The organism is Bacillus sp. PK3-037 (assembly GCF_054161355.1).
In genome coordinates this window covers 1,261,028-1,273,978 of sequence record NZ_CP096408.1, presented here as the reverse complement: position 1 = coordinate 1,273,978, position 12,951 = coordinate 1,261,028, and the positions used below count along the sequence as shown (strand labels likewise).

At 44.8% G+C, this 12,951-nt stretch carries 15 protein-coding genes; 1 reads left to right on the top strand and 14 read right to left on the bottom strand.

From position 1 onward, the window contains the following. Nucleotides 1–3: 3 nt before the first annotated feature. On the bottom strand, nucleotides 4–945 hold the full coding sequence (nrnA, locus tag M1D69_RS06555; protein ID WP_458104216.1) for a bifunctional oligoribonuclease/PAP phosphatase NrnA: 942 nt from the start codon (nucleotides 943–945) through the stop codon (nucleotides 4–6). Between the two features lie 130 nt (nucleotides 946–1,075). On the opposite strand from nrnA, the gene M1D69_RS06550 reads away from it, so the two are divergent. Continuing rightward, nucleotides 1,076–1,378 (top strand): YtpI family protein, encoded by a 303-nt coding sequence (locus M1D69_RS06550; protein ID WP_024122467.1) that lies wholly within the window; start codon nucleotides 1,076–1,078, stop codon nucleotides 1,376–1,378. A 19-nt stretch (nucleotides 1,379–1,397) separates the two neighbouring features. On the opposite strand, the gene M1D69_RS06545 is transcribed toward M1D69_RS06550, so the two are convergent. The 13 genes from M1D69_RS06545 to M1D69_RS06485 all read right to left on the bottom strand — a co-directional run bounded on the left by M1D69_RS06545 (nucleotide 1,398) and on the right by M1D69_RS06485 (nucleotide 12,942). Beyond that, on the bottom strand, nucleotides 1,398–2,717 hold the full coding sequence (locus M1D69_RS06545; RefSeq protein WP_458104217.1) for a DRTGG domain-containing protein: 1,320 nt from the start codon (nucleotides 2,715–2,717) through the stop codon (nucleotides 1,398–1,400). A gap of 117 nt (nucleotides 2,718–2,834) precedes the next feature. Continuing rightward, nucleotides 2,835–3,518 carry a metal-dependent hydrolase gene (locus M1D69_RS06540; protein WP_044156693.1) on the bottom strand — a complete coding sequence of 228 codons (684 nt, stop codon included), beginning with the start codon at nucleotides 3,516–3,518 and terminating at the stop codon, nucleotides 2,835–2,837. A gap of 63 nt (nucleotides 3,519–3,581) precedes the next feature. Further along, complete coding sequence (locus M1D69_RS06535; RefSeq protein WP_458104218.1) at nucleotides 3,582–4,349, bottom strand: SDR family oxidoreductase; 768 nt, start codon at nucleotides 4,347–4,349, stop codon at nucleotides 3,582–3,584. Between the two features lie 127 nt (nucleotides 4,350–4,476). Next, nucleotides 4,477–4,608 carry a hypothetical protein gene (locus tag M1D69_RS06530; protein WP_458104219.1) on the bottom strand — a complete coding sequence of 44 codons (132 nt, stop codon included), beginning with the start codon at nucleotides 4,606–4,608 and terminating at the stop codon, nucleotides 4,477–4,479. 64 nt (nucleotides 4,609–4,672) lie between these two features. Next, nucleotides 4,673–6,058 (bottom strand): argininosuccinate lyase, encoded by a 1,386-nt coding sequence (gene argH / locus M1D69_RS06525; protein ID WP_458104220.1) that lies wholly within the window; start codon nucleotides 6,056–6,058, stop codon nucleotides 4,673–4,675. Next, nucleotides 6,055–7,266 (bottom strand): argininosuccinate synthase, encoded by a 1,212-nt coding sequence (locus M1D69_RS06520; RefSeq protein ID WP_458104221.1) that lies wholly within the window; start codon nucleotides 7,264–7,266, stop codon nucleotides 6,055–6,057. Before M1D69_RS06520 ends, argH begins: the two co-directional genes overlap by 4 nt. A gap of 168 nt (nucleotides 7,267–7,434) precedes the next feature. Beyond that, nucleotides 7,435–7,947 (bottom strand): MogA/MoaB family molybdenum cofactor biosynthesis protein, encoded by a 513-nt coding sequence (locus M1D69_RS06515; RefSeq protein WP_458104222.1) that lies wholly within the window; start codon nucleotides 7,945–7,947, stop codon nucleotides 7,435–7,437. Nucleotides 7,948–8,026: 79 nt separating this feature from the next. Further along, on the bottom strand, nucleotides 8,027–9,214 hold the full coding sequence (locus tag M1D69_RS06510; protein ID WP_024122488.1) for an acetate kinase: 1,188 nt from the start codon (nucleotides 9,212–9,214) through the stop codon (nucleotides 8,027–8,029). Between the two features lie 346 nt (nucleotides 9,215–9,560). Continuing rightward, nucleotides 9,561–10,547 carry a class I SAM-dependent methyltransferase gene (locus tag M1D69_RS06505; RefSeq protein WP_458104223.1) on the bottom strand — a complete coding sequence of 329 codons (987 nt, stop codon included), beginning with the start codon at nucleotides 10,545–10,547 and terminating at the stop codon, nucleotides 9,561–9,563. A gap of 61 nt (nucleotides 10,548–10,608) precedes the next feature. Further along, nucleotides 10,609–11,112 (bottom strand): thiol peroxidase, encoded by a 504-nt coding sequence (tpx, locus tag M1D69_RS06500; RefSeq protein WP_024122490.1) that lies wholly within the window; start codon nucleotides 11,110–11,112, stop codon nucleotides 10,609–10,611. A gap of 110 nt (nucleotides 11,113–11,222) precedes the next feature. Continuing rightward, entirely contained in the window at nucleotides 11,223–11,678 is a 456-nt protein-coding gene (ytfJ, locus tag M1D69_RS06495) for a GerW family sporulation protein (RefSeq protein ID WP_024122491.1), read from the bottom strand. Between the two features lie 13 nt (nucleotides 11,679–11,691). Then, on the bottom strand, nucleotides 11,692–12,372 hold the full coding sequence (locus M1D69_RS06490) for a DUF2953 domain-containing protein (RefSeq protein ID WP_044153851.1): 681 nt from the start codon (nucleotides 12,370–12,372) through the stop codon (nucleotides 11,692–11,694). A gap of 75 nt (nucleotides 12,373–12,447) precedes the next feature. Beyond that, entirely contained in the window at nucleotides 12,448–12,942 is a 495-nt protein-coding gene (locus tag M1D69_RS06485) for an RDD family protein (protein ID WP_044153850.1), read from the bottom strand. Between the last annotated feature and the right edge of the window lie 9 nt (nucleotides 12,943–12,951).

The window sequence follows — 12,951 nt, the reverse complement described above, 5'->3', positions numbered from 1 at the left end:
CCTCTACTTGTGTTCTTTACATAACGTCTCCAGATCAGCTAAAATCTGTTCCGCTTCATCCCAGCTGTAAATGGAGGCGCCTGAAGCCAGAGGATGCCCTCCGCCGTTATATTTCCGGGCGAGTCCGTTAATAACAGGCCCCTTTGAACGGAATCTGACTCTGATTTGATCGTCTTCTTCTACGAAAAACACCCATGCGCGAATGCCTGAGATATTTCCAAGCGTCCCGACAAGCTGCGACGCTTCAGAAGCCGTTGTGCCGAACGTTTCCAGAGTATCCTTTTTGATGAAAACAGAAGCAGCGCCATTTTCAGACAAAGACACATTTTGAAAGATATAGCCGTTAAGCTTCACCACATTCAGTTTTGTTTCATACAATTGATTAAACAGCTCTGAAGAAGAGAACGGATACTTAATGAGCTCACCTGCATATTTTAATGTTTTTTCCGTTGTATTCGGAAATAAGAAGCGTCCGGTATCACCGACAATGCCGGCATAGATCAGCTCTGCGGCTTTTGTATTCAGCTTCCAGCCGTGCTCTTTTCCTTCTAAATACAGCTCGTAAATCATTTCACTCACTGAGCTTGCATTCGTATCGACCCACAGAAGATCGCCGTAAGGATCTTCGTTCGGATGGTGGTCGATTTTCATTAGTTTGGCGCCTGATAAATAACGCTGATCGTCGACTCTTTCCTGATTTGCCGTATCACAGACGATCACAAGGGCGCCTTTATATGTTTCATCGTCCACCTCATCGAGGGTATATAAGAAAGAAAGGGACGGTTCTGGCGTGCCGACTGCAAAAATATTTTTTTCAGGATACGTTTCACGCAGGATCTCCGTAAGTCCGCACTGAGATCCGTAGGCATCCGGGTCAGGGCGCACATGTCTATGTAAGATAATCGTGTCATATAATGATATGGTTCTGATCAATTCTGTTTTCATTTGATACTCCTTTATTGTTTTTTTTCATTAAATCACATTCTCTGCCGACGGAAAAGAAAAATAACGTCAAAACCAAGCCCGTTTTTGTATAGAATGGGTTTGTAAACTTTTACGATGGAGGATTTCATTTATGCTGGTTCTTGTTTTTTTGATTGGGCTTTCAGCCTGCTTTTATGTGTACTATAAAGTAAAAGGCGTACGGGCAAAGCAATCTTTGGAAAAAGAAATCTTTTCAGCAAAATCTAGCATGGCATTAGGATCGCTGGTGCTGTTTTACGGACTCAATCAAATGATATTATTCCATTCAGTATTAACGTTAGTAATCGGCGGCATCTTTATCGTCATCGGAGCCGGAAGCGCATGGGCAGGTTATAAAGCCTACAGCCATTACAATCCCCTTCACGCCAAAGAAGCTGAAAGAGATCACGCGTAAGGGGCGCCTGAGACGTCCCTTAGCTCCTTTCCATCAGCTGAACCATCAGCATTGCTTTAGATACGATATGGCCTTGGCTGTGCACTTCAACTTCCATTTTTCCGAACTTTCTTCCAGCCTCTAAAATGCGCGGCTTGACTTCGATGACCGACTCCATCTGCACAGGCTTCAAAAAGAAAATGGTGATGCTTTCTATCACTAGTTCGCCGCGTTTTTTCGAGCGCAAAAACCGATTGGCCGCTTGCGTCAAAATGGTCGTAAACACGCCATAAGAAATCGTCCCCAGCTGATTTGTCATTTGCGGTGTTACTTCATAATGATAAACCGTCTGATCCTGTTTATCCTCATCCTCATCTTTAAATCCTCTTGAGACGATATCATCAAGTTTTTCCCCGACTTGAGGCTGCTTTTGAATCATTTGAAGAGCTTTCAATACGTCTTGGCGGCTGATCATGCCAATCAGCTTTTGGTGCCCGTTAGTGACGGGGAGCACTTCGATCCCTTCCCATACCATCATTTGCGCCGCTGAGGCGACAGACGTTTTTCCAATAACCGTAACCGGATTTTTTGTCATGACTTTTTCAATGGGTGCATTCCGGTCGTGACCTGCGATATCTTTCGAGGTCAAGATCCCGTGAATTTTCATTTGTTCGTCGACAACCGGGAAACGCCCATGGCCCGTTTCAAAATTTTTCTCGTACCATTTTTCAAGTTTATCCTTAGGTGAAAGATATATCGTACGGTCAGCGGGCGTTAAAATGTCCTCCACCAGAACGATTTCTTTTTTGATCAGCTGGTCATAAATCGCCCGGTTAATCATAGCGGCGACTGTAAAAGTGTCATAGCTCGTGGATAAAATCGGCAGCTCAAGCTCGTCTGCCAGCTGCACGATGCTGTCATCTGTGTTAAATCCGCCCGTTACAAGTACAGCGGCGCCTGCCTCAAGCGCCTGTCTGTGTGCATTGATTCGATTTCCGACAATCAAAAGATTCCCGGCTGCGGTGTACCGCATCATCGCGTCCAGCTCCATTGCGCCTATGACAAATTTATTTAATGTCTTATGGAGTCCGGCCCGGCCTCCGAGCACTTGTCCGTCTATGACGTTTACAACCTCTGCATAGGTAAGCTTTTCGATATTTTCTTTTTTCTTTTGTTCAATTCTGATTGTTCCGACTCGTTCAATCGTACTGACAAAGCCTTTATTCTCTGCTTCCTTGATGGCTCTGTACGCCGTGCCTTCGCTTACTTTCATTTCCTTTGCGATTCTCCGCACAGAAATTTTTTCACCGACAGGCAGCGAATCAATATATGTTAAAATTTGTTCATGCTTAGTTGCCAAACCTTTCACCTCTAAGGGACAGTCTTCTGCTTTTATTATAAGGGCTCGGATGATTGATTCGCAATGAGGCAGGAAAATAAAAAGCATCTCCTGATTGTCAGGAGATGCTTTCAGCGTTTAAAGCTCAATTGTTTCACCGACGGCCATGACTTTTCCGACTCCGCCTGGCAGGCTGTCTGCAAATGCTTCCGGGTCTTGCTCGATGACCGGGAATGTATTGTAATGAACCGGCACAACTTGTTTTGCCCGCAGCCATTCTGCAGCTAGCTTGGCGTCTTCAGGCCCCATCGTAAAGTTGTCGCCAATCGGCAGGAAGGCAAGATCAATATGGTTCAGCTCCCCGATCAGCTTCATGTCAGAGAAAAGGGCCGTATCGCCGGCGTGGAAGATTGTTTTGCCTTCGACAGTCAGCAGAATACCGGATGGCATGCCTGTGTAGGTGATCGTTTTATTTTCTTCGTCAGATATAGCAGATCCATGAAAGGCCTGTGTAAGCTTCACTTTCCCAAAATCAAACTGATGGGAGCCGCCGATGTGCATAGGGTGAACATTTAACCCTTTCCATCCCAAATATACAGCCAGCTCATTCGGTGCCACAACCAGCGCGTTATTTTGCTTTGCGATTTGCTCAGTGTCACCCACATGGTCATTGTGGCCGTGAGTCAATAAGATAGCGTCCGCTTTTGCATCCTCCGGCTTCAAGTCGGTTAACGAATTTCCTGTTAAAAACGGGTCAAATAAAATATGGTGGTCATTCGTTTCTACTGCAACTACAGAATGTCCGTGATACGTTACTTTCATTTCCTTCACCTCGTCACTTTGTTTTTGATGTTTTCATTTTCCCTTTTTAAGATGCTGAAAAACTTATGAGGAATGATTCTTGTTAATCACATTGAGGCCACCGGTTGCTTCAATTACAGTTCCTGTCACCAGGTCTGAGTTCTCTTCGCACAAAAAGGCAATGATTCTGGCGATATCTTCACCGGTGCCGGATCTTCCTATCGGCGTTTTTTCTTTGCCGATACGCTGTCTGGCTTCCTCAATTGACGCTTCCTTCATGTCGCCGACAATGTCGCCCGGGCAAACCATATTGGCGGTTATGCCCGATTCGGCTTCTTCTATCGCAATTGTTTTTGTTAAAGAAGCCAATCCCACTTTTGCGGCGCCGAAAGCGGAGCGGTGAAGCCAGCCGGGTGCGTGTGCCGCGCCTTGAAATCCGTACGTGATGATACGCCCGAATTGCTGTTTCCTCATGACCGGAATAACTGCTTTGAATAAGTGAAAGACGGCGCTTAAATTCCCTTCCAGCATACCGTACCATTCGTCATCGGTATAATCAGCTAACTTTTTTCGTTCAAATATGTATGGCCCCGCGTTGTTAATCAAAAAGTCGATTCTCCCGAAGCGGTCCAAGGCAGCGTCTGCGATGCGCAGCAAATCTTCTTTTTTAGTGACATCACCTTTTACAAATTGCAGCCGGTCAAGGTCATCAGGACAGGCTTCCTTCAGGCGGTTTACTGCCTCTTCATCCTGCCTGTAATTCACTGTTACTGAATACCCCTTTGCAAGCAATGTTTCAGTCACTTTGCGGCCTAATCCCTTCGAACCGGCAGTAATTAAAGCATGTCGCACATGAATACCTCCCAAAGCAACGTCGCCGCTTTTCAATAAAGTGTTTCTTCTTCTACTTTACTATAAAAGGCCGGCAATATCACTTTTTACACTTTGCCATACAAAAAAGCTGCCTATAATAGACAGCTTATTCCGAAGAAGACGAAGGCTCTTGATCCGGGATATCCACATAACCGCTTTGATATGCTTCGGAAATGAGCCTTGTTGTCTCCTGGCTTTCTTGTTCATCATAAATATAGCGTTCCGGTTCTTTTTTCATCCTTCTGCCTCCCATCATTATAGGGGTAGGTTGGCTATAATGACGGGATTTTATGAAGGAAATTTTAACAAACTCCGGCAGCCACGCAAGCTTTCGCCTTTACGAGCGCCTCCTCTACCTGTTTGAAGCCCGTGCCTCCTGCGCTCATTCTTTTTTCGACCGCATGATAAGGATCCAAAACAGTGTAAATATCCTCTTCGAAGAGATCGCTCGCCTTCTGAAAATCGTCAAACGGCATGTCGCTTAAATAGATTCCTTTTTCGATGCATGTGTACACAAGCTTTCCGACCACTTCGTGCGCTTCTCTGAATGGCATTCCTTTTTTCGCTAAATAATCGGCCAGTTCCGTCGCATTTGAAAAGTCTTGTTTTGTCGCTTGCTTCATGACGTCTTTGTTAACAGTCATTGTTTGAATCATGCCTGTGAAGATTTGCAGGCTGCCTTCGACCGTTTTCACCGTGTCAAACATGCCTTCTTTGTCTTCCTGCAGATCTTTGTTGTAAGCGAGCGGAAGGCCTTTCATGATCGTAAACAGCCCTATCATGTCACCGTACACGCGCCCCGTTTTGCCGCGGATCAGCTCAGCCATATCCGGGTTTTTCTTCTGCGGCATCATGCTGCTTCCTGTTGCGTACGTATCGTCTAGCTCAATGAATTTAAACTCCTGAGAGCACCACAGAATGATTTCTTCAGAGAAACGGGAAAGGTGCATCATCAGCATGCTGCTGTTGCTTAAAAATTCCAAAATGAAATCTCTGTCGCTGACGCCGTCCAAGCTGTTTTCATAAATGGAATCAAAGCCGAGCAGCTCTGCTGAATACTCACGATCGAGCGGGAAGGTGGTACCCGCTAGTGCTCCGCATCCGAGCGGAGATTTATTGATCCGCTTCATTGAATCCTGAAAACGTTCCTTGTCGCGCTCCAGCATCCAGAAATACGCAAGCAGATGGTGAGCGAATGAAATCGGCTGGGCGCGCTGAAGATGAGTGTAGCCCGGCAGAATGGTTTCAACATTTGCTTCTGCCTTATCAATGAGCGCGCCTTGGAATGCCTCTATCAGCTCGATAATGTGAGCGACATGGTTTTTCAGGTACAAATGCATGTCAGTTGCCACCTGGTCATTCCGGCTCCTTCCGGTATGCAGCTTGCCGCCGAGAGGGCCGATTTCGTCAATGAGCATTTTCTCAATGTTCAAATGAATATCTTCATAATCAACTGAGAACTCTAATGTCCCGTCTTCTGCTTTTTGCAAAAGGGCATTCAGTCCCTCACGGATTTTCAGCTCTTCTTCTTCTGTCAGGATACCGCATTTTTTCAGCATGGCAGCATGTGCGAGAGACCCTGTAATGTCTTCAGTCACTAAATGTTGGTCAAATGATATGGACGCGCCGAATTCGTCGACCCATTTTTCAGGTGTTTTTTGGAATCGGCCTCCCCAAAGCTTCTTCATGCTTTCATCTGCTCCTTCTTTTTCACGATGCTGTTCACTTTTGTCGGAAGTCCCCAAAGCTCGATAAATCCGATTGCCGCATGGTGGTCAAACGCATCGTCTTTTGTATATGTTGCAAGCTTTTCATCATATAGAGAGTATTCTGATTTACGCCCCTCAACTATCGCATGGCCTTTAAACAGCTTCACGCGAACGATGCCTGTAACGTGTTTTTGCGTTTCTTTTAAGAAAGCGTGCAGCGCGTCTTTTAAAGGCGAGAACCATAAGCCGTTGTAAATGATTTCTGACAGCTTTTGTTCGATGGCCGGTTTAAAGTGCGCGACCTCTTTCACTAATGTCAAATCTTCCAGTTCTTTGTGTGCTTTGATAAGCGTCATCGCACCCGGGCATTCGTATACTTCACGGGATTTAATGCCGACAAGGCGGTTTTCCACGTGGTCGATACGTCCAACACCATGCGCGCCTGCAATTTCGTTCAGTTTTAAAATTAATTCAGAAAGTGAGTAAGAGACGCCGTCGATGGATACAGGCACGCCTTGTTCAAATGCGATTTCAATCACTTCCGGCGTGTCCGGCGTTTTTTCCAGCGGAGCTGTTAAATCGTATGCACCTTCTGGCGGAGCCGCCCACGGATCTTCTAAAATGCCGCACTCATTTGCGCGTCCCCAAAGGTTTTGATCAATGGAATATGGGCTGTCAAGATTAATCGGAATTGGAATGCCGCGGCTTGCCGCATATTCAATTTCTTCTTCACGAGACCATTGCCATTCCCGAACCGGAGCGATGACTTCAAGGTCAGGATTCAATGATTTAATTGATACCTCAAAACGCACCTGGTCATTTCCTTTCCCTGTGCATCCGTGCGCAATTGCCTGCGCCTCTTCTTTTTCTGCGATCTCGACTAATTTTTTTGCAATAAGCGGTCGAGACAAAGCGGACACGAGCGGATATTTCCCTTCATACATCGTGTGAGCCTGCAAAGATAACAGCGCGTAATCCTGGGCGAATTCTTCTTTTGCATCGATCACGTAAGAATTTGTTGCGCCGACTTCAAGCGCTTTTTGCTGAACAAACGCCAAGTCCTTGCCTTCGCCGACATCCAGACAGCAGGCGATGACATTATACCCTTGCTCTTGAAGCCATTTTATCGCGACGGAAGTATCGAGACCCCCTGAGTATGCTAATACGACTTTTTTCTGTTCTGCCATGATAAAAATCTCCTCTCAACCCTGTTTCTTTTGTATAAAAATAAATTATATTTAATAAAAATACATTTTGTATGTATACACTTTAACAAGTAAGTTCCTTTTTTTCAAGCCTTTTATTAAAAAAACTTCACCCATTTTTCCAGGTGAAGTTTCGTAGTATTTATTCATTTACTTGTCTTTTCTGATTTCTCTGACCACATGGGCGATCTCCGGAATAATCAGCTTATTCATCGCCAGCTTTACCGCACCGCTGGAGCCTGGCGTTGAAAAAACGGCTGTATGTTGGATAACGCCGGCTGTAGCTCTCGACATGATCGCACTGGAGCCGATGTCTTCTGTATAACTGAGCATCCTGAATATTTCTCCAAAGCCGGGCAGCTCTTTAGAAAACAACGGCGAAATGGCTTCAATGGTAACGTCCCTCTTTGCAATACCCGTCCCGCCATTTAAGAGAACCGCGTCCGTCTGATCATCCATGCATCCCGCTAAGACAGACCGCTGCAGGACATCCTTTTCGTCTTTTACAATTTCATATGCAGCAATCTGATGGCCGGCTTCTTCTAAAAATGAGATCATCAGCCTGCCGCTTTTATCCGTTTCTTCCGTTCTCGTATCACTGACAGTAATCACTTTACACCGGACAATATCGGGTGCTTCTTGTTTATGCTCTTGAACGCTCATTGGCTCACCTCTTTGTTTTTTGTCTATCTTTAATCATGCTTCAACAAAAAAGCACATTCAAGAGAATGTGCTTTTTGCATTATTTAGCTAAACGAACAACGTCTCGTGCAATCATGACTTCCTCATCAGTCGGAATGATCATAACTTTTACTGGAGAATGAGGGTAGCTGATGAACGCTTCCTCACCGCGTACGTTATTAAGCGCAGGATCCCAGTATACACCCATAAATTCCAGACCGCGAAGAACGCGTTCTCGGACTTCTACGCTGTTTTCACCGATACCGGCAGTAAAGATAATCGCATCAACACCGCTCATTCTGGCAGCGTAAGAACCGATGTATTTGTGGATGCGGCTCGCGAAGACTTCAAGCGCAGTTTCCGCGCGCTCATTTCCTTGTTTCGTTGCTTCAACGATGTCACGAAGATCGCTTGAGAAACCGGAGATGCCAAGCAGTCCGCTTTTTTTGTTTAATGTATTCAGTACTTCGTCAGCTGTCTGGCCTGTTTTCTCCATAATGTATGGGATAAGGGCAGGGTCGATGTTTCCAGAGCGTGTCCCCATTGCAACACCGGCAAGCGGCGTGAAGCCCATAGATGTATCAATTGATTTTCCCCCTTCAACAGCTGCAATACTTGCGCCGTTGCCAAGGTGGCAGGAAATCAGGCGTAAATCTTTTAACGGACGGCCGAGAAGCTCTGCCGCACGCTCAGTCACATATTTATGTGAAGTGCCGTGGAAGCCGTATTTACGGATACCGAATTTTTCATAGTATTCGTATGGCAGGCTGTACAGGTAAGACTGCTCAGGCATTGTCTGGTGGAATGCCGTATCAAAAACAGCAACCGCAGGAACATTTGGAAGCACTTCTTTAAAGGCTTTAATTCCGACGATATTTGCCGGGTTGTGCAGCGGCGCCAATTCAGAAATATCTTCAATCTCCTGAATTGTTTCGTCCGTTAATAAAACGGAATCGCTGAATTTTTCTCCGCCGTGTACCACGCGGTGTCCAATTCCGTCAATTTCATTTAAATCTTTGATAATGCCGAATTCTGTCAGCTTATTAAGCAGCATTTTAACCGCTACCGCATGATCAGGTATATCAGTTACTTCTGTATTTTTTTCGCCGTTTACAGAAATCGTGAACACACTGTCGGCGATACCGATTCGTTCAACTAAGCCCTTCGTTAAAACGGTTTCTGAAGGCATTTCGAAAAGCTGAAATTTCAAAGACGAGCTTCCTGCGTTAATTGCAATAATTTTGGACATGTTTGACGCTCCTTTTTACTCTGTATCAACATCTTCGTTTTTCGTACTTTTTTCCCGGGTGAATCATCATTTTCTCCCGAAAAATATCTGACTTTTCCATTTAAACATTGTCATGTCGGCTTTTCAAGTCAACTTACGTATTGATAACGCTTACAATAAGAAGTCGTTATTTTCAGACACATTACCTTTGCGCTTCACATTGATTAACGCTTACATTCGGCATTTTCTCCTTTCGTATTTTGTGTTTTGAAACCCTATTCAATTCGTTTATCTGCCCCCAGATGTTCATACAAAAAAACAGTTTAAGCTTCCTCATATGACGGACGCTCAAACTGTTTTTTCATTTCTATTTTTCCTTAGTAAACCACGCATCTATTTGCGCCATCATGTCGAGCATCGCCTTCTGGTTGGAGAAAGACGGCAGATTCGCAAGCAGAATTTGGTTCGGCGCTTTCGTCTCTTCATCTGTTTTCTGAAGCACAAGGATACTTTTGGCATGGGCTTCGTCTTTAAAAATTGATTTCGGCAGCTGCAATAGTGCATTGATATGAACCTTGTCCTTGAAAAACCGCTTCAGCTTGTCGCTTTGAGAGCTTTCAAACAAATGATTCGGGATCATAAAGAACAGGTAGCCGCCCGGTTTCGTATGCTTGACGCTTTGCTCAATAAACAAATGATGAGCGAAGGAATGGCCTTCATCCGCTTTCAGTTCAAAGGCTTTTGCTCCCTCGTCATTCGGATAATAGCCAACCGGCAGATCGCATATCACTGTGTCAACCGGATCGATAAACAGCGGCTCGAGGCTGTCCTGGTGGAACAGTTCCAGCTCTTTTTTCAGAAGGTTCGCCTGGTCATAGGCGATTTTCAAGAGAACGTCATCTATCTCTATGCCATAGCTTTTCGCCGTATTTTCAGACAGCTGGTTTAACACGGTGAACAGGAGATTTCCCGTTCCGACAGCCGGATCAAGAAGCGTTAACTCCTTTTTTTCCGCCATAAATTTATTTACCAGATAACTGATAAAAAGCCCGATTGTGTCCGGCGTCATTTGTCTGTTTGGATGGGATATATCCTTTAATCCCTTTAGGACGGCAAGCTGGAATGCTTTGCGCACCCACTCGTGCTCATATGTGTCAAATTCGGCTTTTTCAAGCAGTGCTTGAAGCTTTTCAGCCTTCTTATTCGGCAGCTTCAGCTGATCCGTTTTTTCAAGAAAATACATTTCTCCCGCTTCGGCAAGCGCTTCTATATATGAAATCTGCAATTCATTTTTTATGATGATCGCGGCATCATCCAGCAGCTCGTATACCGCACCTACATGATCGTTTTGCATAATGTGTTCCTCCTTGCCATGAAAAAAGCTCCGGCGGCAGCCTGGAGCTTTTTTCACCTGCTTACTTCAATAATGCCTTGGCAGCCTCAATCGGCTCTTCATAATTCGGGTGGTTCGTTGCTTCGCTTACATATTCAGCGTAAACGACTTTTCCGTTCTCATCAAGCACAAATACGGAACGCGCAAGCAGACGAAGTTCTTTTATGTATACACCGAACGCTTCGCCAAATGACATGTCTTTGTGGTCTGACAGAGTTTCCACTTTGTCAATTCCGTTTGCTCCGCACCAGCGCGCCTGCGCAAATGGAAGGTCTGCACTGATTGTGTAAATGTTGACATCTCCAAGCTTTGCAGCCTCTTCGTTAAATCGGCGGGTTTGTGCATCGCAAACGCCTGTGTCAATTGAAGGGATAACAGAAATAATCGTTACTTTTCCTTTCATGTCAGCTAACGATTTTTCTTCAAGGCTGTTTGTCAGCACTGTGAAATCAGGAGCTTGATCCCCTACTTTCACTTCTTGTCCGACAAGCGTAACCGGACCGCCTTTGAATGTAATTTCAGCCATTATAATTCCTCCCTTTCGTATGTATGTCTCTATCATAGTAAAGTTTCTTGCAAACTGCAAAGTTTATGCCAAAAAAAAAGTTAACTGCGGCCGCCGCAGTTAACCCTTCTTTAATAATTCATATTGTTCATTTGGTTTTGATTTTGGCCTTGGTTTTGATTCTTGTTATTTTTCTTAAACATTTGCTGTATGCGTTCCAGTGTTTGAGGGGCTGCGTCTAGAATTTTCTCAATCAAATGAGTATTTTCATCTAAATGAAGCATTCTGATGCCAGTCGAACCGACAATTAAAAACGCGATCGGCGTAATGGACACACCGCCTCCGCTTCCGCCTCCGAAGGGCAGTTTTTGTTCTCTTGTTTCATCGTCTTCCGATTTTTTCTCAGCCGGCTTGCCGCCAAACTCGCTGCCGCCTGCGGCGAATCCGAATCCGACTTTAGAAACGGTTAAAATCACGCTTCCATCCGGTGTTTCAACCGGATCCCCGATGATTGTGTTAACATCAATCATTTCCTTCAAGTTTTCCATTGCGGTTTTCATTAAACCTTGGATGGGATGGTCTGCCATATACGCTTCCTCCTTAAACTGATGAATCATTCTTTGAAGTCATTCGAGCTGACGGATTCTTCTTTAATACAGAAAGCTCCCGTCCGTATTTGACGAATTTGAAAGCTGCAAGCATAGCATGTCCAAAGCGAAAAAAGAATATACACTGAAAATGGGTCTTGGAAACAGGGACTTGAAACGATGGAATCACTTCATAAACAGGCTTATTCACAAAGTCTAAATGGTCATGAAGCATAGCTGCGATAGCGCCTTTGACTCCCCATACGGCACCCGTTAACACACCTGTCACCGCTGCGTCATGAATCCCGACAACTGTGATCCATTCGAGTTTTGTGATATGCAAATGCGCCATAAAAGAGGCGCTGATTTTCCTTAACTTAGTGACATGATGCAGAAGCATTTCAATTTTATTGATGCTTTGCTGCACATCATCAAACGTAATTTTTTTCTTGCTGCTGCTTTTTTTCACTTTCGATTTTGTGTTCTGTCTGATATTGACTGTTCCGTCATCTTTGTTCACCTTAATCGCCGGAATTGTTTTTTTAATCCGAACCAGGCCAAACAGCGTTGTAATTTTCAAAGTTATTTTGTCATTATCCTCAGCATGAAGATACTCCGCGGCAACATGAATTTTCATTCTGAGAAGCAGCACGATACCTATAAGAATAAGAATGGCTGACAGCACATATACCATATTCTTCACTTCCTCTAGGAAGCATTATCGCCCATTCAGCAAAAAATAAACCCGGACGGGGTCCGGGTTTATTTGTTATTTACGATATAATTTTTCGTGCACCACAGTTGTATCAGCAATGTAATCATGAATCCCCTGTTTTTTAGGAGAAAAAGCGATGACGATATATAAAATCCAAATTTTATCAATATACCGCCCGACCACTTCACGGAAAATCACAGTGCTCCATGTCAGCTTATGGCCCTGCTTGACAGAAATTACTTTGAGGCCGAACACCATTTTTCCGAGCGTTTGCCTGAAGTATTTGGTCATCAGCGCAAAATATGCCAGATAAACGAAAAGCGTTGTGATGCTGTACGCTGAGATGGTGAACATGCCGGATGTTTTCGGCAGATCCAGTAAAGTAAAGATGGGAGAAACGATTAAATGGTTTAACCCCCACACAACGAGCCAATCAAGCAGGAAAGCCCAAAAACGGACCCAAAAGCCCGCATATGCGTGTGTGAGCTGTTCCGCTTGATCCGGGCCTGCGATGTCGCTGCGCTCTAACTCTTCATATGTCGCATCCATTATTGACCC

Excerpts from the sequence above, each read along its gene's own strand:
- M1D69_RS06515 (WP_458104222.1), bottom strand. The coding sequence starts at position 7,947 with ATGAGCGTTCAAGAGCATAAACAAGAAGCACCCGATATTGTCCGGTGT.
- M1D69_RS06510 (WP_024122488.1), bottom strand. The coding sequence starts at position 9,214 with ATGTCCAAAATTATTGCAATTAACGCAGGAAGCTCGTCTTTGAAATTT.
- M1D69_RS06490 (WP_044153851.1), bottom strand. The coding sequence starts at position 12,372 with ATGGTATATGTGCTGTCAGCCATTCTTATTCTTATAGGTATCGTGCTG.
- tpx (WP_024122490.1), bottom strand. The coding sequence starts at position 11,112 with ATGGCTGAAATTACATTCAAAGGCGGTCCGGTTACGCTTGTCGGACAA.
- M1D69_RS06520 (WP_458104221.1), bottom strand. The coding sequence starts at position 7,266 with ATGGCAGAACAGAAAAAAGTCGTATTAGCATACTCAGGGGGTCTCGAT.
- M1D69_RS06540 (WP_044156693.1), bottom strand. The coding sequence starts at position 3,518 with ATGAAAGTAACGTATCACGGACATTCTGTAGTTGCAGTAGAAACGAAT.
- M1D69_RS06530 (WP_458104219.1), bottom strand. The coding sequence starts at position 4,608 with ATGAAAAAAGAACCGGAACGCTATATTTATGATGAACAAGAAAGCCAG.
- ytfJ (WP_024122491.1), bottom strand. The coding sequence starts at position 11,678 with ATGGCAGACCATCCCATCCAAGGTTTAATGAAAACCGCAATGGAAAAC.
- argH (WP_458104220.1), bottom strand. The coding sequence starts at position 6,058 with ATGAAGAAGCTTTGGGGAGGCCGATTCCAAAAAACACCTGAAAAATGG.
- nrnA (WP_458104216.1), bottom strand. The coding sequence starts at position 945 with ATGAAAACAGAATTGATCAGAACCATATCATTATATGACACGATTATC.
- M1D69_RS06550 (WP_024122467.1), top strand. The coding sequence starts at position 1,076 with ATGCTGGTTCTTGTTTTTTTGATTGGGCTTTCAGCCTGCTTTTATGTG.
- M1D69_RS06485 (WP_044153850.1), bottom strand. The coding sequence starts at position 12,942 with ATGGATGCGACATATGAAGAGTTAGAGCGCAGCGACATCGCAGGCCCG.
- M1D69_RS06505 (WP_458104223.1), bottom strand. The coding sequence starts at position 10,547 with ATGCAAAACGATCATGTAGGTGCGGTATACGAGCTGCTGGATGATGCC.